At 33.7% G+C, this 19,870-nt stretch carries 22 protein-coding genes, 8 tRNA genes and 1 riboswitch; of the genes, 23 read left to right on the top strand and 7 right to left on the bottom strand.

The annotated features are described in order from the left end of the window. Positions 1–5: 5 nt before the first annotated feature. From hemH to menC, 14 genes are all read left to right on the top strand, one after another. Positions 6–929: a ferrochelatase gene (gene hemH, locus KA828_RS08500; protein WP_075108986.1), complete on the top strand. Its 924-nt coding sequence runs from the start codon at positions 6–8 to the stop codon at positions 927–929. Positions 930–947: 18 nt separating this feature from the next. Further along, positions 948–2,342 (top strand): protoporphyrinogen oxidase, encoded by a 1,395-nt coding sequence (gene hemY / locus KA828_RS08495; protein WP_210126050.1) that lies wholly within the window; start codon positions 948–950, stop codon positions 2,340–2,342. Positions 2,343–2,438: 96 nt separating this feature from the next. After that, a complete protein-coding gene (locus KA828_RS08490) occupies positions 2,439–2,999 on the top strand; it encodes an RBBP9/YdeN family alpha/beta hydrolase (RefSeq protein WP_210126049.1) in 561 nt (186 codons plus the stop codon). A 581-nt stretch (positions 3,000–3,580) separates the two neighbouring features. Then, positions 3,581–3,654 (top strand) — tRNA-Met (locus KA828_RS08485). 15 nt (positions 3,655–3,669) lie between these two features. Next, positions 3,670–3,745 (top strand) — tRNA-Asp (locus KA828_RS08480). Between the two features lie 11 nt (positions 3,746–3,756). Then, positions 3,757–3,829: transfer RNA gene (locus KA828_RS08475), tRNA-Phe, on the top strand. Between the two features lie 13 nt (positions 3,830–3,842). Beyond that, positions 3,843–3,918, top strand: a tRNA-His gene (locus tag KA828_RS08470). A gap of 14 nt (positions 3,919–3,932) precedes the next feature. Further along, positions 3,933–4,006 (top strand) — tRNA-Gly (locus KA828_RS08465). Between the two features lie 9 nt (positions 4,007–4,015). Further along, positions 4,016–4,090 (top strand) — tRNA-Asn (locus KA828_RS08460). Position 4,091: 1 nt separating this feature from the next. Further along, a tRNA-Glu gene (locus tag KA828_RS08455) sits at positions 4,092–4,163 on the top strand. A 58-nt stretch (positions 4,164–4,221) separates the two neighbouring features. Beyond that, positions 4,222–4,311 (top strand) — tRNA-Ser (locus KA828_RS08450). A 513-nt stretch (positions 4,312–4,824) separates the two neighbouring features. After that, positions 4,825–4,983 (top strand): hypothetical protein, encoded by a 159-nt coding sequence (locus tag KA828_RS08445; RefSeq protein WP_210126048.1) that lies wholly within the window; start codon positions 4,825–4,827, stop codon positions 4,981–4,983. Between the two features lie 360 nt (positions 4,984–5,343). Further along, on the top strand, positions 5,344–6,738 hold the full coding sequence (gene menE / locus KA828_RS08440; RefSeq protein WP_210126047.1) for an o-succinylbenzoate--CoA ligase: 1,395 nt from the start codon (positions 5,344–5,346) through the stop codon (positions 6,736–6,738). Between the two features lies 1 nt (position 6,739). Beyond that, the gene (gene menC, locus KA828_RS08435; RefSeq protein ID WP_210126046.1) at positions 6,740–7,747 is read left to right on the top strand and encodes an o-succinylbenzoate synthase; all 1,008 of its coding nucleotides are present in this window, start codon (positions 6,740–6,742) and stop codon (positions 7,745–7,747) included. Here menC and yidD read toward each other — a convergent pair. Then, positions 7,744–7,992, bottom strand: a complete 249-nt coding sequence (yidD, locus tag KA828_RS08430) for a membrane protein insertion efficiency factor YidD (protein ID WP_075109182.1) — start codon at positions 7,990–7,992, stop codon at positions 7,744–7,746. The two genes, menC and yidD, sit on opposite strands and share 4 nt — an antisense overlap. A gap of 66 nt (positions 7,993–8,058) precedes the next feature. Between yidD and ytkD the strand changes: the two genes are divergently transcribed. Together ytkD and KA828_RS08420 are read left to right on the top strand one after the other, a co-directional pair. Next, the gene (ytkD, locus tag KA828_RS08425; RefSeq protein ID WP_210126045.1) at positions 8,059–8,532 is read left to right on the top strand and encodes an RNA deprotection pyrophosphohydrolase; all 474 of its coding nucleotides are present in this window, start codon (positions 8,059–8,061) and stop codon (positions 8,530–8,532) included. Beyond that, a complete protein-coding gene (locus KA828_RS08420) occupies positions 8,513–9,283 on the top strand; it encodes an alpha/beta hydrolase family protein (RefSeq protein ID WP_193839186.1) in 771 nt (256 codons plus the stop codon). Before ytkD ends, KA828_RS08420 begins: the two co-directional genes overlap by 20 nt. A 61-nt stretch (positions 9,284–9,344) precedes the next feature. Here KA828_RS08420 and pckA read toward each other — a convergent pair whose 3' ends face one another. After that, entirely contained in the window at positions 9,345–10,937 is a 1,593-nt protein-coding gene (gene pckA / locus KA828_RS08415; RefSeq protein ID WP_210126044.1) for a phosphoenolpyruvate carboxykinase (ATP), read from the bottom strand. A gap of 165 nt (positions 10,938–11,102) precedes the next feature. After that, positions 11,103–11,213, top strand: a riboswitch (SAM riboswitch). A 115-nt stretch (positions 11,214–11,328) separates the two neighbouring features. Here pckA and metK point away from each other — a divergent pair. The 3 genes from metK to KA828_RS08400 all read left to right on the top strand — a co-directional run bounded on the left by metK (position 11,329) and on the right by KA828_RS08400 (position 14,582). Then, a complete protein-coding gene (gene metK / locus KA828_RS08410; protein WP_053030566.1) occupies positions 11,329–12,525 on the top strand; it encodes a methionine adenosyltransferase in 1,197 nt (398 codons plus the stop codon). 95 nt (positions 12,526–12,620) lie between these two features. Continuing rightward, complete coding sequence (locus tag KA828_RS08405) at positions 12,621–13,529, top strand: NERD domain-containing protein (protein WP_075109186.1); 909 nt, start codon at positions 12,621–12,623, stop codon at positions 13,527–13,529. Between the two features lie 219 nt (positions 13,530–13,748). Next, positions 13,749–14,582: an aldo/keto reductase gene (locus KA828_RS08400; RefSeq protein WP_210126043.1), complete on the top strand. Its 834-nt coding sequence runs from the start codon at positions 13,749–13,751 to the stop codon at positions 14,580–14,582. A 58-nt stretch (positions 14,583–14,640) separates the two neighbouring features. On the opposite strand, the gene KA828_RS08395 is transcribed toward KA828_RS08400, so the two are convergent. From KA828_RS08395 to KA828_RS08385, 3 genes are all read right to left on the bottom strand, one after another. Then, positions 14,641–14,994: a fluoride efflux transporter FluC gene (locus KA828_RS08395; RefSeq protein WP_075109188.1), complete on the bottom strand. Its 354-nt coding sequence runs from the start codon at positions 14,992–14,994 to the stop codon at positions 14,641–14,643. Further along, positions 14,991–15,356 (bottom strand): fluoride efflux transporter CrcB, encoded by a 366-nt coding sequence (gene crcB, locus KA828_RS08390; RefSeq protein ID WP_075109189.1) that lies wholly within the window; start codon positions 15,354–15,356, stop codon positions 14,991–14,993. The genes KA828_RS08395 and crcB overlap by 4 nt, the downstream gene beginning before the upstream one ends. A gap of 61 nt (positions 15,357–15,417) precedes the next feature. Continuing rightward, positions 15,418–15,723, bottom strand: a complete 306-nt coding sequence (locus KA828_RS08385; protein WP_075109190.1) for a hypothetical protein — start codon at positions 15,721–15,723, stop codon at positions 15,418–15,420. Positions 15,724–15,986: 263 nt separating this feature from the next. Between KA828_RS08385 and KA828_RS08380 the strand changes: the two genes are divergently transcribed. Both KA828_RS08380 and KA828_RS08375 read left to right on the top strand, forming a co-directional pair. Further along, the gene (locus tag KA828_RS08380; RefSeq protein WP_075109191.1) at positions 15,987–16,700 is read left to right on the top strand and encodes a transaldolase; all 714 of its coding nucleotides are present in this window, start codon (positions 15,987–15,989) and stop codon (positions 16,698–16,700) included. Between the two features lie 226 nt (positions 16,701–16,926). Continuing rightward, complete coding sequence (locus KA828_RS08375; RefSeq protein ID WP_075109192.1) at positions 16,927–17,397, top strand: hypothetical protein; 471 nt, start codon at positions 16,927–16,929, stop codon at positions 17,395–17,397. On the opposite strand, the gene KA828_RS08370 is transcribed toward KA828_RS08375, so the two are convergent. After that, complete coding sequence (locus KA828_RS08370) at positions 17,381–17,827, bottom strand: competence protein ComK (RefSeq protein ID WP_210126042.1); 447 nt, start codon at positions 17,825–17,827, stop codon at positions 17,381–17,383. The two genes, KA828_RS08375 and KA828_RS08370, sit on opposite strands and share 17 nt — an antisense overlap. 1 nt (position 17,828) lies before the next feature. Continuing rightward, positions 17,829–18,305: a sigma-70 family RNA polymerase sigma factor gene (locus KA828_RS08365; protein WP_210126041.1), complete on the bottom strand. Its 477-nt coding sequence runs from the start codon at positions 18,303–18,305 to the stop codon at positions 17,829–17,831. Positions 18,306–18,562: 257 nt separating this feature from the next. Between KA828_RS08365 and KA828_RS08360 the strand changes: the two genes are divergently transcribed. After that, positions 18,563–18,784 carry a hypothetical protein gene (locus KA828_RS08360; RefSeq protein WP_210126040.1) on the top strand — a complete coding sequence of 74 codons (222 nt, stop codon included), beginning with the start codon at positions 18,563–18,565 and terminating at the stop codon, positions 18,782–18,784. A 206-nt stretch (positions 18,785–18,990) separates the two neighbouring features. Further along, on the top strand, positions 18,991–19,842 hold the full coding sequence (gene sagB, locus KA828_RS08355) for a peptidoglycan release complex glucosaminidase SagB (RefSeq protein ID WP_053030546.1): 852 nt from the start codon (positions 18,991–18,993) through the stop codon (positions 19,840–19,842). The last annotated feature ends 28 nt before the right edge of the window (positions 19,843–19,870 follow it).

Raw genomic sequence — 19,870 nt, 5'->3', positions numbered from 1 at the left:
ATTTAATGACTAAGACAATAGGCTTATTAGTTATGGCATATGGGACACCATATAAAGAAAGCGATATTGAACCATATTACACAGATATAAGACATGGTAAGAGACCAACTGAAGAAGAGTTGCAAGATCTAAAAGATCGTTATGAATTTATAGGAGGACTTTCTCCTTTAGCTGGCACAACTGATCGACAAGCTGAAGCGTTGACGCATGCGTTAAATGAATCATATGAAGATGTTGAATTTCAATTGTATTTAGGATTGAAACATATTTCTCCATATATTGAAGAAGCTGTTGAAAAAATGCACAATGACGGTATTGAAGAAGCAGTAACTGTAGTGTTGGCACCACATTACTCTAGCTTCTCGGTTGGTTCATATAATAAACGTGCTAAAGAGGAAGCGGATAAGTATGGCATTAAGCTACACCATGTTGAACATTATTATCACCAACCTAAATTTATCGAGTATTGGACAAATAAAATTAATGAAACGTTAGCGCAAATCCCACAAGATGAACACGATGAGACCATCTTGGTTGTTTCTGCACACAGTTTGCCTAAAGGTTTAATTGAGAAAAATAATGATCCATATCCTAATGAATTAAAGGATACAATGAACCGATTACAAGCAGCTTCGAATATTAAACACGTTGCTCAAGGTTGGCAATCCGAGGGGAATACTGGAACACCATGGTTAGGACCGGACGTGCAAGATTTAACTAGAGCATTGTACAATGACCATCACTATAAACATTTTATTTATACACCAGTAGGATTTGTATGTGAACATTTGGAAGTACTGTATGATAATGACTATGAATGTAAAGTCGTATGTGATGAGATAGGTGCAAATTATTATCGTCCAAAAATGCCTAATACGGATCCATTATTTATCCATGCAATTGTGGATGAAATCAAAACAGTTTTTTAATAAAGGAAGGGACTCATTGTGAGTAAAAAAGTGGCAATCATTGGTGCAGGTATAACTGGACTTGCAAGTGCATATTATTTAAAACATTATACACCAGATGTAGATGTAACCATTTTTGAAGCGACTAATCGACCTGGAGGAAAGATTCAAACATATCGTAATGAAGGTTATACAATTGAGCTTGGTCCTGAATCATATCTTGGACGTAAAACGATTATGACTGACATAGCTAAAGATATTGGTCTGGGAGATGATTTGATTACGAATGAGACAGGCCAATCTTATATTTACGCTAAAAATAAATTGTACCCCATACCAGGTGGGTCAATTATGGGGATTCCGACTGATATTAAACCGTTTCTCAAAACGAAGCTCATATCGCCATTTGGTAAGCTAAGAGCCGGACTTGATTTAGTTATACCACCTATACAAATTGATGATGATATATCTGTTGGGGAATTCTTTAGAAGACGATTAGGGAATGAAATACTTGAGAATTTAATAGAGCCTCTTATGGGGGGGATATACGGTACGGATATCGATCGATTAAGTTTGATGAGTACATTTCCTAATTTCAAAGAACAAGAAGAAACACATGGCAGTTTAATTAAAGGTATGCAACATGAAAAGGCTCAACGTATTAAGCAACGTCAATTATACCCTGGCGCACCTAAAGGTCAGTTTAAGCAATTCCGACATGGTTTAAGTTCATTTATTGAAGCGTTAGCTGAGAATATAGAAAGTAAAGGCGTTACGATTCGATATCAATCACCTGTCAATGATATCCATATTAATAAAGATAATTATGAAATTGTGACTGATCAAGGTAGTGAACAATTTGATGGGGTTTTAATTACAACGCCACATCAAACATTTATGAAATGGTTTAATCATGACGAAGCATTTAAATATTTCAATCAAATGGATTCTACTTCAGTAGCAACAGTGGTATTTGCATTCGATGAAAAGGATATTGAAAACACATATAATGGTACTGGTTTTGTTATTGCTAGAACGAGTAAGACGGATATTACAGCATGTACTTGGACTACTAAAAAATGGCCTTTCACTACGCCTAAAGGTAAAGTATTGATTAGAGCGTATGTAGGTAAACCAGGTGATACTGTCGTTGAAGATCATACAGATGAAGAAATAGCAACAATCGCCCGTCGCGATTTAAATAAAATGATGACCTTTAAAGGCAATCCTGAATTTACAATTGTCAATCGTTTGACTAAAAGTATGCCACAATATCATATTGGACATATGAGTCAAATTCGTAAAATTCAACAACATGTTAAACAGACTTATCCAGCACTTAGAATTACTGGTGCACCTTTTGAAGCGGTTGGTCTACCAGACTGTATTCAACAAGGTAAAAACGCCGTAGAAGAATTATTGGATGAAATATAATGTTTTAAACACTTTTTCAGAGGTCAGGGCACCTCTTTAAAAGTGTTTTGTTATATCAATTAACCTAATTTAGTATTTTAAGGAGGACATACGTTAATGACTAATGTAGTTATCGTTCATTCACAGATAGGGGATTCGCATAATCATTGGTATGCATGGTTACAACATAACTTAGAATTAGAAGGTTATGATGTTCAATTATTTCATTTAGATGAAAATAAAAATGATGACATAGACAACTGGGTTCATGAATTACATCAACAAATTGATATTTTGTCTACAGATACTTATTTTGTAACACATGGATATGGCTCAATAGCTACTTTAAAATATATTGAAAACCTATCAGTTGATGGCTGCTTTGAAGGCTTTTTCAGTATAGCAGGATTTAAAGAAGATGCGGTAAAAATTGATGATTCCATTAAAGTAGGGGATTTTAGTATCGATTATGATAATGTTAAATCAAAAGTGAAGCATTTCTACGGACTTGCTTCAAGAGACGATGCCTATGTGTCATATTTAGAAACACAAAAACTAATTAATGAATTGGGTGGTAAAACTAAAATTGTTGATGAAGGAGGGCACTTTTTAGAAGAAGAGGGCTTTGTTTCCTTCACTGAGTTACAAGAAAAAATGCAACATTACATGACGAGATAAGTGTTAGTGTCATTTATAATAAAAATGTTTAAATAATTAAATTTAATCAAAGTAGGGAGTGGGACTGAATTCTTTTAAATTCATCGTCTCACTCCCAACTTGCTTTGTTTGTAGAATTTCTTAGTGAAATTCTCTTTGTTAGGGCCCCGCCCGCAGGGATGACTAGAACTGAGAAAAGCTTGAGTTAAGCGTCTTCTCAGTTCAGTCAGCTACTGCGAATTTGCAAAATAGCTTCATTATATTATTTATATCCCAGACTGTTTTTGATTTTAATATAAAAAATCATATGTATTTAGACCATTCATTCAACAATTGAATATCCAATTCGTATCTTAAATTAAAATATTTTAAATGTAGCGTTTTTTTACACAAATTACTTTAGAATTGTTATTGACTAAGTTAATGATACTATATATACTAATAAAGTATTCGAAAGGCGATGACCATTAATTAATTATCGCATTTTAATATGAAGATTCAATGAATTAAATGTAAAATTTATTTAAAAAAGTTATTGACATTCAATAATGTTAAATGATATACTTAATAAGTACTGATTTTTGAGACGCAAATAATATTAGCGCGGGATGGAGCAGTTCGGTAGCTCGTCGGGCTCATAACCCGAAGGTCGGTGGTTCAAATCCGCCTCCCGCAATACACCATTTTAATAGGTCTCGTAGTGTAGCGGTTAACACGCCTGCCTGTCACGCAGGAGATCGCGGGTTCGATTCCCGTCGAGACCGCCATTACTTATTACGGTTCAGTAGCTCAGTTGGTAGAGCAATGGATTGAAGCTCCATGTGTCGGCAGTTCGACTCTGTCCTGAACCATTCAATCATTTTGGCGGTTGTGGCGAAGTGGTTAACGCATCGGATTGTGGTTCCGACATTCGAGGGTTCGATTCCCTTCAACCGCCCCATAATCGTTTACTACGCGGGTGTAGTTTAATGGCAAAACCTCAGCCTTCCAAGCTGATGTTGTGGGTTCGATTCCCATCACCCGCTCCATCATATTATTCCGCAGTAGCTCAGTGGTAGAGCTATCGGCTGTTAACCGATCGGTCGTAGGTTCGAATCCTACCTGCGGAGCCATGGCTCCTTGGTCAAGCGGTTAAGACACCGCCCTTTCACGGCGGTAACACGGGTTCGAGTCCCGTAGGAGTCATACAAACAGAAGTGAAATATCGCTTCTGTTTTTTTATGTATTATATAACTAATATTGAGGAGAGCTGTCCGAGTCTGGCCGAAGGAGCACGCCTGGAAAGTGTGTAAGCGCCATAAGCGTTTCAAGGGTTCGAATCCCTTGCTCTCCATAAGTTAAGCCCTATACAATAGGGTTTCAAGCTAGCAAGTGTCAAAAAAGTGTCAAGAATATAATTCTCTGACACGTTGACCTTGCTTTTTTATTGTTAGTAAGTTGTAGTGTATAGGGGAGTGGGACAGAATTCTTTTTAAATTCGTCGTCCGCTCCCAGCTTGCTTTGCTTGTGGAATTTTTTGATAAAATTCTCTCTGCTGGGGCCCCGAACCCCAACTTGCTTAGCTTGTAAAATCACTTTCGTGATTTTTTGTGTTGGGGCCCCGCCCGCAAGGATGACTAGAACTGAGAAAAGCTTGAGTTAAGCGCATTTTCAGTTCAGTCAGCTACTGCGAATTTGCAAATAGCATCATCATATTATTTATGTCCCACTCCCAATGAGATAAGATGTAAATATTTAGCTTAAAATTTATATTTATTTTATTATATAAAAACATTATAATATATTTAGTTCAACGACAATGCGTGGAGCTTATAAAACGAAATACATTGATTTTCGAGGATTTGAAATGAAAATTTCAACACAAGTAGAAAAAGGAGTTAGAGTAATGGGTACTCTAGCTCTCTTTTTATATCAAATTAAAAATACTGATAGATTTAAAACTAGAATATCTTTAATTTACAATCATGATCGCATTATTCAATTATCAATTGAAGATGAAATGTAAGAATTAGTTGATAAAATTTATATTGATTTCATTATATAAAAACATTATAATATTTTTTAGTTCAACGACAATGCGTGGAGCTTATAAAACGAAATACATTGAAACCAGTAGCCAGCCTACTATGAGGCTAGGCAATAATTGAATATCATAGCTTATCAGAGTTTGAAGTGGTAATCATCACTTTAAACTCTTTTTATTTTTTAAAATAAAAATAGCTTATTATTTAATAGTTAAAATACACTTTAAATCTTTATAGTTATAAGTTAATGGCATTAAAATATGCTGCTACTTAAACACAACCAATGCTAACTAACTCAAATATCGTTATAATTAAAATGTATCTAGATGGAGGAATGAATCGTGGATTTTTGGTTAAAAGAACAAAGTATTAAAAATAGAAATAAAATTGCAGTTACAGATGGAAAACATTCTATAACATTTAAAGTATTATATGATAAAGCACTTTCAATTTCAGAACATATCCTTTCTTTGAATTTGAATAGAGTAGGATTGTACATTAAGAATGATATTGAGTCTATTATGCTTATAAACGCGTGTTGGTTAGCTAATGTTGAAATAGCAATGTTAAACACACGATTAACAGAAACTGAAATGATAAATCAAATGAATTCCATTAATATTACAACTATATTAACGACGCAACCTTTTCATTTGTCGCATTTCAATGTGATACATTTATCTGAATTAGAACAGTATCCAAGTCATGCCAATGACGAAACATTTAATGATGAACGTATTGCATCAATCATGTTTACATCAGGTACGACAGGGCCTCAAAAATCAGTACCACAAACATTTAAAAATCATTATGCAAGTGCGATTGGTTGTAAAAAAAGTTTAGGATATGATGAAAATACGAAATGGTTATCTGTTTTACCGATATATCATATTTCAGGGCTCAGTGTGTTGTTACGTTCTATAATCGAGGGCTTTACGGTACGTATACTGGAAAAATATAATACGCAAACGATGTTAGCGATTATTAAAGAAGAAGGACCTACACATGTATCTTTAGTGCCACAAACACTTAAATGGCTTATGGATGCAGGATTGAATCAGCCTTTCTCACTTGAAAAAATCTTACTAGGAGGCGCCAAATTATCATCTACCTTAATTGATGAAGCGCTAAATAATCACCTTCCAATATACAATTCTTTTGGAATGACAGAAACATGTTCTCAATTTTTGACTGCTACACCTGAGATGCTTGCACAACGATATGACACTGTTGGTAAACCAAGCGAAAACGTTAAAGTGCGTATCAAACATCCTAATAATGAAGGTCATGGCGAACTTCTTATCAAAGGTGACAATGTGATGAATGGTTATTTATATCCAACAGGTTTAAACGATACATTTGAAGATGGTTACTTTAAAACGGGTGATATAGCAGAAATTGATGAGGAAGGATTTGTAATGGTCTATGATCGTCGCAAAGATTTGATCATTAGTGGTGGAGAAAATATTTATCCTTATGAGATAGAAACCATTGCTAAAACGCATTCAGATATTAATGACGCTGTATGTGTCGCACAAGAGGATGTGACATGGGGACAAGTGCCAGTACTCTATTACGTTGCTGATTGTCCCATTTCTGATACGGCGTTAATAAACTATTTTAAATCTCATTTAGCTAAATATAAAATACCTAAAGCGTTTCATCAAGTTGAACATTTACCTTATACATCAACTGGTAAACTGCAGCGTAGTAAAATGATAAATAGAGGACATTAATATGTGGATTAAAGCAGTAAATCTTTATCTTTATAATCACGAATTTAAAAATCATATTGTGACACCAAAAGTTCAAATGACGCATCGTAAAGCACTTATTGTTGAATTTTTAAGTGATGATGAGCAATCTTATTTTGGTGAATGTAATGCGTTTGAATCAGATTGGTATGCCGCAGAGACGATTGATACAGTTAAAGAAACACTTTCTCAATGGGCGGAAAGTGTCATACATAAGTCATTTCATGTATATGAAGATTGGAAGCCATATTTAGCCATGCTTGACAATCAACCTGCAGCGAGAAGTGCTGTAGCTATGGCGATTTACCAGATGTATCATGACTTGCCGACGTTTAAAGTAGAATATGGTGCAACCATTAGTGGTATTAGTGCACAACAATTTGATGATTTAGCACAAACGCAACCTAAACGCATTAAATTAAAATGGACAAGTCAATTGAATAATGATATTTCACTGTTAAATGACGCATTGCCTTTTGATTATGAATTAGCTTTAGATGCTAATGAGTCACTGGATGTGTCAGATTTTCAGAAATTAGAAGCCATAGAGACACAAAACATACTTTATATAGAAGAGCCATTCAAATCGTTGTCTTCAATTTTACACATTGATCATACGCAATATCCTGCGATTGCGATAGACGAAAAAGCAACTGATATCAATCGTATTATGTCAATTGTTAAGCGATTCCCGATTAAAGTAGTGATTGTTAAACCTTTTAGAGTGGGTGGTATTGATAGCGTGCAATCATTGATACGTGAATTAAAATCTAATGATATTAAAGTAGTTATCGGTGGCATGTATGAATATGGACTGAGTAGATATTTTACCGCAATGTTAGCGCGAGAAGGTGATTATCCAGGGGATGTCACCCCAGATGGTTATTATTTTACTGACGATTTTACGCAAGGTGTTGGCAAATTAAAAGAGGGGATGATTTTATTCCATCCTCCTCAAATCGATAAATCAAAATTATATAAATTAAACTAGTGTCTATGTTTATGTTTATCCTTATCCTTTTTTAAAGGAACTGGATCAAATCCACCTTTATGAAGTGGATGACATTTAAGAATGCGACGAATTCCCATATAGCCACCTTTGAGTGGGCCATAAACTTCAATCGCTTCTCGTGTATATTCTGAGCACGTAGGATAAAATCTGCATGTAGGTGGCGTCATAGGTGAAATATAGCGTTGATAGATATGGATTATTCCAAGAAATAATTTTTTTAACATTATAGGCCTCCAACCAGTAATACGATTATAAATTAGTTTAACATATTGAAGGGAGTAGTATAGAACATGGAGTTTCTAGATAAAGATAATAGACGTGTTACAATGAGTTACAAAACGAACAACGACTGTCCTGATGGTAATCATGTTTTAGCTATTCCACTATATAAGAACCAGTTACTTTTTACTCAGCACAAAATGCGTGGCATTGAGTTTCCAGGTGGTAAGGTTGAAAAGGGAGAACAAAGTATACAAGCAATCAAGAGAGAGCTTTTTGAAGAAACTGGAGGTATACCTGAAACGATTGACTATATAGCACAATATCAAGTTCACACGTTGGATAACGCTATTTTCAAAAAAGATGTATATATAGTGAGAATCAAATCAATTAAAGAGAAAAGTGATTATTTAGAAACGAGCGGTCCATTGTTGTTTAAGCATATTAGTGATGTTCCGTTGGATATGCAAAGTTACTTAATTCAAGATGACGCAATTCTGAAGTGTGTCGAAAGGATGATAGACCTTGGATATTATCGCGACTAAGAAAATGCCTATAGCATCGAGAACGCATCAATTTGATGAAATGACTTATACAGTTGATGGCTTAAAAGTAAAAGCATTACAGATGTGTCCTCTAAAGAAAGCAGTAAATAGAATTGTGGTGTACTTGCGAGGAGGTAAGGGACAAGTTGGTCGTGTACGTGCAGCCAGATTAATGCAGTTTGCAAATGATGATACTTTAGTGATAGGACCTTACTATCGAGGTAGTAATGGCAGTGAAGGTCGTGATGAGTTTGCTAACGCTGATTTAAAAGATGTAACGTACCTTATTAGAATACTTAAACAACGATATCCAAATGCTTATGTACATATGATTGGATTCTCAAGAGGGGGAATACAAGGTCTCTTAACTTATCAAGATTATCCGGTAGATAGTTATATTATCTGGGGTGGGGTTTCTGATATGCATTTAATGTATGAGGAACGTGTTGATTTACGTGGCATGTTACGTCGTATGGTTGGTCATCCTGATAAACATAAAGACGCCTATGACAAAAGAGATGCTATAAAATTAATTGATGCGCATAGTCCGCCAATCCTAATTGTACATGGGGGTAAAGATAAACAGGTAGGTATTCACCATGCTTATTATTTAGAGAAGCAATTGAGTTCTAAAGGTGTCGACTTTGATACGTTTTATCAAATAGATGAAGGTCATGTGCCTAGACCACCAGCTATGAAAAAAGCACTTAACTATGTACATCATTGGATGTCGAAATGTGAGGGTAAATAAAAAGGCAACGTACCTTGGTTAATTTTACCAAGTATGTTGCCTTTTGAATGTGACCATTTAATTATTTATTAAAGCCACCTGTATTAGCAATTTCTTCAACTTCTGGACCGAATTTTTTGAAGTTTTCTTCAAAACGTTTAATTAAGTCGTCGGCTTGAGCGCGATATTTGTCTGAATCACTCCAAGCATTAATTGGATTGAGTATTGTTTTAGGTACGTCTTCCATTTCTGTAGGAATGCTTAAACCGAATTTTTCATCTTTAGTAAATTCAGCGTTTTTCAATTTACCTTTAATCGCTTGATCTACCATATAGCGAGTGTAATGTAAGCTGATACGTCTACCTACACCGTATTTGCCACCTGTCCAGCCAGTGTTAACTAAGTATACATCAACGTCATGTTTATCAATAAGTTCACCTAGTAAATCTGCATACTTAATAGGATTAAGTGGTAAGAATGGTGCACCAAAACATGTAGAGAATGAAGGTTCAGGCTCTGTAACGCCACGCTCAGTTCCAGCTAATTTAGATGTAAAGCCGCTTAAGAAGTGGTACATCGCTTGTGATTTAGTTAATTTAGCAATTGGTGGTAATACACCGAATGCGTCAGCTGTTAAGAAAATGATTGTATTAGGATGAGCTGCTTTAGATGGTAGAACAATGTTATCAATGTGATGAATTGGATAAGCTGCACGGGTATTCTCAGTATATGAATTATCATCAAAGTCAACGGCGCCACGCTCGTTAACTACAGTATTTTCAAGAATAGTGCCGTATTGAATCGCGTTATAAATTTGCGGTTCTTTTTCCTTAGAAAGATTGATTGCTTTAGCGTAACAACCACCTTCGATGTTGAAAATACCATTTTTATTCCAACCATGTTCATCATCACCAATTAATTTTCTATCTGGTGCTGCAGATAACGTTGTTTTACCTGTACCTGATAATCCGAAGAATAAAGCAACGTCTCCTTTATCTCCAACGTTAGCAGAACAATGCATACTCATAATGTCTTGCATTGGTAGTAAATAGTTCATTACTGAGAAGATACCTTTTTTCATTTCGCCAGCATATTCAGTACCACCAATTAAAATCGTTTTATGTTTGAATGAAATGATAACGAATGTTTCTGATTTAGTACCATCAACTTCAGGGTCAGCTTTAAAATGAGGTGCAGAAACAATAGTGAAATTAGGTTTAATATTACTTGCTTCTTCTTTAGAATCTGGGCGAATAAACATATTTTGTGCAAAAAGGTTGTGCCATGCAAGTTCGTTAATAACTGTAAGTTTCAATTGTGTATCTTTGTCACTACCTGCATAGCCATTAAAAACGTAAAGTTCATCTTTTGTATCAAGATAGTCTAAAACTTTAGCGTAAAGATTTAAGAAAGTTTCTTCATCGATAGGTTGGTTAATATCTCCCCAATGAATATTATCTTTATAAGAAGGTTCTGTAACGATAAATTTATCTTTTGGAGAACGTCCAGTGTATTTACCAGTGCTTGCATTAATCGCACCAAGTTCAGTTAATACTCCTTCTTTATTACCCATTATTTTGTAATAAAGTTGAGTTGTTGAGAGTTGAAAAAGAGAGCTTTCTTTTTCTAATAATTTTTTAATTTTAGGTGTTTCGCTGTATGTATCTACTGACATACCCAATCCCTCCAGCGTGTGTTATAGAAATTCAATATTGTAAGCCTTTACATGAAAATAGTATAACATAATGCCATAATTATTCCACCTGGAAAAGACAAAAAAACATGTAAAAACAAAATTGACATTAATTGGTGAATTAGGTAGTATAGTTCTTAACGGATTCTCTTATCCTGAGTGGTGGAGGGACATGGACCCAATGAAACCCAGCAACCTCTTTTTTAAAAGAAAGGTGCCAAACCGTTTGCAGACATATAATCGTCTGAACGATAAGAGCGAATGGACGTTTAAGAGCCTTCTCTCTGTCTTGGATAGTGAAGAAGGCTCTTTTATTTTTGAGCTCACATTTTAAAGAGAATTTTCGTAAATACAATGGTAAAAGGAGCAAATCATGACTTACAATAAACGTTTATTTACTTCAGAATCAGTAACAGAAGGACATCCTGACAAGATTGCTGACCAAGTGTCTGATGCTATCTTAGATGAAATCTTGAAAGATGATCCCAATGCACGTGTCGCTTGTGAAACAACTGTAACAACTGGAATGGCGCTCATTTCAGGTGAAATATCAACTTCTACTTATGTAGATATTCCCAAAGTCGTACGAGAAACAATTAAAGGTATTGGCTATACGCGTGCTAAATTTGGCTATGATTACCAAACAATGGCAGTATTAACTGCAATCGATGAACAATCACCAGATATTGCGCAAGGTGTAGACAAAGCACTTGAATATAGAAATGATATTTCAGAAGAAGAAATTGAAGCTACAGGTGCGGGTGACCAAGGCTTAATGTTTGGTTATGCGACTAATGAGACAGAAACATATATGCCGTTACCAATCTTTTTATCACATCAATTAGCGAAGCGTTTATCAGATGTGCGTAAAGATGGTATTCTAGATTATTTAAGACCTGATGGTAAGGTTCAAGTTACAGTAGAATACGATGAAGATGATAAACCTAAACGTATTGATACGATTGTTGTATCATCTCAACATGCAGATGATGTTGAATTAGAGCAAATCCAAAGTGATATTAAAGAACATGTCATTTATCCAACAGTACCAGAAGGTTTAATTGATAGTGAAACTAAATTCTTTATCAATCCAACAGGAAGATTTGTTATCGGTGGACCACAAGGCGATGCAGGGTTAACAGGACGTAAAATCATCGTTGATACTTATGGTGGTTATGCACGTCACGGTGGTGGTTGCTTCAGTGGTAAAGATCCAACTAAAGTAGACCGCTCAGCAGCTTATGCAGCGAGATATGTAGCGAAAAATATCGTTGCTGCAGGACTGGCAGATCAATGTGAAGTACAACTTGCATATGCAATTGGAGTTGCTGAACCAGTTTCAATTTCAATTGATACATTCAAGACAGGTAAAGTTTCAGAAGCACAACTTGTTGAAGCGGTTAGAGCAAACTTTGATTTACGACCAGCAGGTATCATTAAAATGTTAGATTTAAAACATCCTATATATAAACAAACAGCAGCATATGGTCACTTTGGTAGAACTGATGTACTATTACCTTGGGAAAAATTAGACAAAGTGAACGTATTAAAAGATGCTGTTCAAAGTTAATAAACGCTTTAAATAATATTATAAGAAATTGTCGAAATTAAGGACTGTTTCTATTATAATTAGACATACTGATAGATTAAAGGAGCGTTGATTTAATGAATTCACTTGGACCAATTGAAATTGGTTTAATCATAGCCATTGTTGTTGCAGCGATTTGTTTAATTCTATTTTTAGTTACACTTAAAAGTAAAAATAATATTAAACAAAAGACAAAAGAAGAATACGACCTCAAAGAAAAACAAATGAAAGCGTCTCATGACGAAGCACTTGAAAAAGAGCGTATACAAAATAAAAAGCAAGTTACTAAACAAAAAGAAGATTTTGATGCAACTGTCAGCGGTAAAGACCGTGAAATTGATGCCTTAAAACTATTCTCTAAGAATAAAAGTGAATATGTGACAGATATGCGTTTAATTGGTATTAGAGAGCGTTTAGTAAAAGAAAAACGTATCAGACCTGAAGATATGCATATCATGGCAAATATCTTCCTTCCAAGTAATGAGTTTAATGATATTGAACGTATTAGTCACCTTGTACTTACACGTACTGGTCTATATATTATAGATTCGCAATTATTAAAAGGACATGTATATCAAGGCATAAGTGGTAATCAATTTAACGAATTACCAATGATGGAACAAATCTTTAACACGTTAGATTTAGATGCTAAGTCACCACAAACGTTAGTACTTGATCAAAATGAGGATAAAGCGTCATTGTCATTCGTTAATTATTCTGAACAGCTTGCTGCGATAGAGAAATTAGCGTCAGATTTACAAACTCAGTTGGGTGCGAAATATACGCCAACAGCGATTTTATATTTCAATCCGAAACATGATGGAGACGTCACAATTTCAAATTATGCACAAAGTTCAAGTGTTAAAGTACTCGTAGGACCTGATCAATTAGATGAGTTCTTCAATAAGTTTGTGTTCCATGGACGTATTCAATATAATGTGGATGAATTACAAGATGTTATGGACAAAATTGAATCATTTAATTAATTTCTAATCTGATATAACAAACATATCAATCAGCTACTTTGCAAATTCGCAGTAGCTGATTGAACTGAAAAGACGTTTAAATTAAGCGCTTCTCGATTATTGTTATTCTTGCGGGAGTGGAGCAACGAATTTAAAAAGAATTCTGTTCCATTCCCGTTTTTAAATGGTTTAAATAAGGGAATAAGATAATACATATTTTAAAGAAAAGGGGTACCGTGAATGGAAACAATTGAATTTTACAATGGTCACACAATGCCTAAAGTTGGTATTGGAACGTTTAGAGTAGAAAATAATGATGAATGTAGAGAAGCGGTTAAGCACGCAATCGTTTCTGGTTATCGTAGTATTGATACAGCTAAAGTTTATGGTAATGAAGAACAAGTCGGTTTAGGAATCCAGGATGGTTTAGTTGCTACAGGTCTAGAACGTAAAGACTTATTTATTACATCTAAACTATATTTTGAAGATTTTGGTCGAGAAAATGTAGCAAAAGCCTATGAAACAAGCATCAACAAGCTAGGCTTGGATTATTTAGACTTATACCTTGTGCATTGGCCTGGTACGAATGAGGCAATCATGATAGATACTTGGAAAGGTATGGAAGATTTATATAAAGATGATAAGGTTAAAAATATTGGCGTAAGTAATTTTAATGCAGAACACTTTGAAGCATTACTAGCTCAAGTTTCTATCAAACCTGTGATCAACCAAGTGGAATTTCATCCATATTTCACGCAAAAGGCATTACGTAAATATTTAGAAGTACAAAATATTCACATGGAGTCATGGTCACCATTTATGAATGCTCAAATTTTAGATGATGAAACGTTGAACCAAATTGGTAAAGAAGTGAATAAAACTGCAGCTCAAGTCGTGATTCGATGGAATATACAACATGGTGTCATCGTGATTCCTAAATCAGTCACGCCACAAAGAATAGAAGAGAACATCAATGTCTTTGACTTTGAATTAACTGATGAACAAATGGAACGAATTGACGATTTAAATAAAGACCAACGTATTGGACCTGATCCAGAAACATTCGAGGGCTAATAGTTAACTAAAAACACTTCATTGTTAAAAGCTTTTAAACTTTTAACAATGAAGTGTTTTATAATATGAAACCTACATAGCATGATATAAATCCTACGATAAATTGTAAAATGGAATAACTCAAAAAACGAATCGGTTTAAAATGTGGATACAATAATTGGACAAGTTCATGTGACAGGGTTGAAAAAGTTGTTAAACCACCAAGAAAGCCAGTGATAAACAACATAGAAAACCACTGATGATTCAGAGCGATTCCGAATATGAACCCAATTAAAAAACTGCCTACAATATTGACGATTAACGTAGCAACGGGTATGGGTGAAGAAACCTTACTATTAAAGAAATCTGATAGCCAAGCTCTCACGACAGCACCTAAACCTCCGCCAACCATAACGAGCACTAAATTAATCATACACGTGCCCCTCCTAATTTAACGCCTAACCAGCAGCATAAGATGCCTCCAACGTAACTTAATAATCCATATAAACATAGCAATATGAAACGATGATCATGAAACATAGTAACTAACTCGAATTGGAAGGTTGAGAAGGTAGTTAACGCACCTAATAGCCCCGTAGTTAATCCTTTTTTTAGCATGGGTTTATGTTTGAAAAATTGTATGGTTAGAGATGACAAATATCCCATTAATAACGCACCAACTAAATTTGCGACTAGCGTCCCAATAGGTAAGCCAGAGCCCGTATTCAATGTTGATAAGATGTATCTCAATAATGCACCAACCATACCACCGATAAACACAAATAAATATTGCATTTTGTCACACCTATTTCTTGTTTTATTACAATTAAATCATTATTCTGTCATATCCACTCGATTACGAAAGAATACCAAACGTTTTGATTGAAGCAAAGATATGGAATACAATTACGAATAAAATAATAATTGGTAAAATTTTACTAGCAATTCTAATCCAGCCTTGTTTATCGCCTAAATGTTTGATTGCTTTATCTGAAAAGATAATCGAAGCAATTAAAACAATAACATTAACAATACTACAGGCAATGAGTAAATATTTAACAGAATTAATTTGCTGACTTAATAGTGGATTAAATGTATTAAAATAAAAGCTTATTATAAGTAAAATCACTGAGATATAGAAGTATTTTTTTGGCTTAGACATTGTGTTCCTCCTACCTAATTTCATTTAATCATATTACCACATTTTAATTATAATTTAATAGTGACTCGTCAATTTTGAATTTTATTTTCATTAAAAGGCAAAACATTCGCTTAGTAATTCTAAGAATGATATAAATAATTTATAAATATTTTATTGTTACGGCATAGTATAATCATCATAAGAACATGCGTACATACATATAAATTCCATTGTGATGTAACTTAACTATCATCGTAATCGAAATTAAAGGAGGAAGAAATACAATGACAAAATTAAATGTACAAGTATTTGCAGATGGTGCAGACATTGAACAAATGAAAGCAGCTTATAAGAATAAAGAAGTAGATGGTTTCACTACAAATCCTAGTTTAATGGCGAAAGCAGGTGTAACGGATTACAAAACATTTGCAGAAGAAGCAGTTAAAGCGATTCCAGATGCATCAATTTCATTTGAAGTGTTCGCAGATGATTTAGAAACAATGGAGAAAGAAGCTGAAATTTTAAAACAATACGGCGAAAATGTATTTGTTAAAATTCCAGTGGTTAACACAAAAGGTGAATCAACTATCCCATTAATTAAAAAGTTATCTGCTAACAATGTGCGTCTAAACGTAACAGCGGTATACACGATTGAACAAGTTAAAGAAATTACAGAAGCAGTCACTGCAGGTGTACCTACATATATTTCAGTGTTTGCTGGAAGAATTGCTGATACAGGTGTAGATCCATTACCATTAATGAAAGAATCAGTTGACGTTGCCCACAGTAAAGAAGGCGTATTATTATTATGGGCAAGTTGCCGTGAACTATTTAATGTCATTCAAGCTGATGAAATTGGTGCCGACATAATTACATGTCCTGCCGATGTAGTGAAGAAAGTGAATACGAATTTAGGGCGAGATATTAATGAATTATCAGTAGATACGGTTAAAGGATTTGCTAAAGATATTCAAAGCTCAGGGCTATCTATTCTTTAAGCATAATTAAATTTAACAACTGACTCCGTAGCATTAGATAGTGTTAAGACATTCTATAAGTCACTGGTATAAACGTATTAGAGTGTAGAATGATATTAACAATATCAGCAACATAGCTACGGGGTATTTTTATATTAATAAGAGATACTATTCCAACTTGTTTCTAAATGTCAACGTCGTTAAAATTTTAAAAAGAAGTAACTTAAAAAGGAGATAACCACAAAGTATGAAACGAACAGATTTTGAAGAGAAAGTAAAAAAACAATTGTGGTTTTTGAATAAGAAAGAAAAAAAGCAATTACATGATAGTTTAGTGGAATATCGCCATGAAGTTGAGCGTCAAGAAGGGGAAATTCAGACGAAGCAGTATCGTAAACCTATTCATTTTGCGAATCAATTCTTGAAGAATAATGTGTTTCAACAAAAAGAAGTAGCAAGTACTACATTGCTTCTTTTACTCATTAGTATGGTGCTTATTTACGCTTTCTTACTTGGCTTATTTTTAACAGGATTTATTACGAGTTTAACTGCAGTCAATTATTTTATCAATCCACAGGTATCAATGCCAATATTGAATGTCGTCTTAATTTTAATAGGTGCAATACTATTGGCAATCGTAAGTTTAATGCTGATTAAATCAGTTACTGCATTTTTCACTAAAAAGTTACTTGAATACAAATTTAATAAATCTGCATAGTTTTATGCATTAAATGAAATAATAAAGTACTCTCTTGCCACTTTTTATAAATTAAAGTGTAGGGCTCATCAACACGTAATTGGATATTATTATCAAACGTTATGATTACGCCATCTTTACTTGATGTTAACCCTATAATGTTCAATGCATTAATATAGGTTTGCAAGGGTGCACGTTGATGTTTAATAGGGAACAGTACGGCTTTGTCAGATATATATAAAGGTACGAGTTTATGAATCGCTAACAATCGTTTCGCTACCTTTAATCTTTGTGAATACGATTGATTATGCTGTTCAAAATAATAAATCAGTACTTTTTTTATTGGAAAAGGTAAAACCATATTATATGTTGAAAAACAACATGTCGTTTTATGCGTATTAGCCTGCAAAGTTTGGAGATAAAGAAGATGGTGTGTGTTGTATGGTATCATATTACTCACCTTTGACATAATAGTTGTTGAGTTTTTTTATAGAAGAAGTTTTATAGTTTTTAATACTAGATACAGACACATGCATTAATTCGGCAATTTCAAACTGTTTATAACCTTGAATGAAATAGTTATACCATTCAAGTTCTCTAGGATTTAACAATTGTGTCATATCATTATTATTAAAGATTGATGTTTCTATTGAAGCGGAGATAAGGTGTGGGGAGGTTGAGATGTCAACGTCGACCATGTCAGGTTTTAAACCTTCTTTTCTGAATAAATCAATTAAATAAAAATTGAGTCGTTGGTAGAGAAACGAGGATAAGCTTATATTTGAATTATCATTGTAATTCTTAGATAATTGCCACAGTTTTATGAGTAATAATTGATAAAATTCATCATAATTATACTTGACGTTATAATGCTTTAACAAATAGTGAATCATTTTATGATGTTTATGATATATGTCATTAAAATTCAATACTTCAGAGATTCGCTCCTAATTTAAGTACTTAAATGAAATTTCCGGATATATATAATTTAAAGTAATTTATTTAAATTATCATTTGCGTAATTTAACAAAAGGGTGTTAAATAGTAAGCATAGATTAACTATAAACTGTAAAATCATGTCTAAAGACGCATATAACTTAGCAATACGACAAAATCATTATGGACATACCTTACATTCATCAATATATTTAAATTTTAGTCAATTTGTAACATGGGAGGTATAAAGTTGGATTACGCACATTTAAATCTTGAGCATTTCTTCGCAAGAAATGATGATTTAGACATTATAAGAGATCGTTCTGAATTTGTAATGATTAATAATTTTACAAATGAAATGATGTATCGAGATGGTGAAATAGAAGGAACAGTTGATTTAAATCAATATTATTACAAGAATAGATCTCAAGCAGCGATTTTTATTATGATGGATTATCGTAAAGATAATTGATAGATAAAGTACTTCTGGTGAGAATCAAGTAATGAAATTCTATATGTTTCATTACTTTTTATTTTGCAAAGTTTCATTTTGATTACTTTTATTTTATGAATATGTAACATTGCAAGTATAAAATTGTTTATAAGAATTAATAATGTTAAACTTTATTATCATAAAAGATTTTAAATAAAAACAACATTGACCTAAGAGGTGTGAATATGACGAAGCACAAAAAAGGCTCAATTATTAGCCTAGTGGGGTTATTGATTGTTTTAGTTGCAGCAGGTTTTATATTCTTTAATATGATTTCAGATCAAATATTCTTTAAGCATGTTAATGAAGAAGAACGCGTAGAACATTTAGATGTAACATTAAATAAAGCTGCGAATAAACAAATTGATAATTACACAAGCCAACAAGTCTCTAACAAGAATAATACTGCTTGGAGAGATGCTTCAGATAGTGAAATAAAAGCTGCAATGGACAGTAGTAAGTTCATTGATGATGACAAACAAAAGTATCAATTTTTAGATTTATCTAAATATCAAGGCATTGATGAAAATCGTATTAAACGTATGTTATTCGACCGACCAATGTTATTGAAACATACTGACGCTTTCATTAGTGCTGCCAAAGAGAAGCATGTTAATGAAGTATATTTAATTTCACATGCTTTATTAGAAACAGGTTCAGTTAAAAGTGAATTAGCCAACGGGGTAGAAATTGACGGTAAGAAGTATTATAACTTCTACGGTGTAGGCGCGTTAGATAGTGATCCAATTAAAACGGGTTCAGAGTACGCAAAAAAACATGGTTGGGACACACCTGAAAAAGCAATCAAAGGTGGCGCTGACTTTATTCACCAACATTTCTTATCTCACGAAGATCAAAATACGCTCTACAGTATGAGATGGAATCCTAAGAATCCAGGTGAACATCAATATGCTACTGATATAAAATGGGCAGAAAGTAATGCTGAAATCATTGCTGATTTTTATAAAGAAATGAAAACTGAAGGTAAATATTTTAAATTATACGTATATAAAGATGACAATAAACATCAAAAATAAAATTATTATGGCTCTTCGTCAAATCGGA

This window comes from Staphylococcus sp. GDY8P85P (genome assembly GCF_017892405.1).
Classification (GTDB): Bacteria; Bacillota; Bacilli; order Staphylococcales; family Staphylococcaceae; genus Staphylococcus; species Staphylococcus borealis.
The sequence above is the reverse complement of the archived record's forward strand: the minus strand, read 5'-3'. Positions and strand labels throughout refer to the sequence as shown.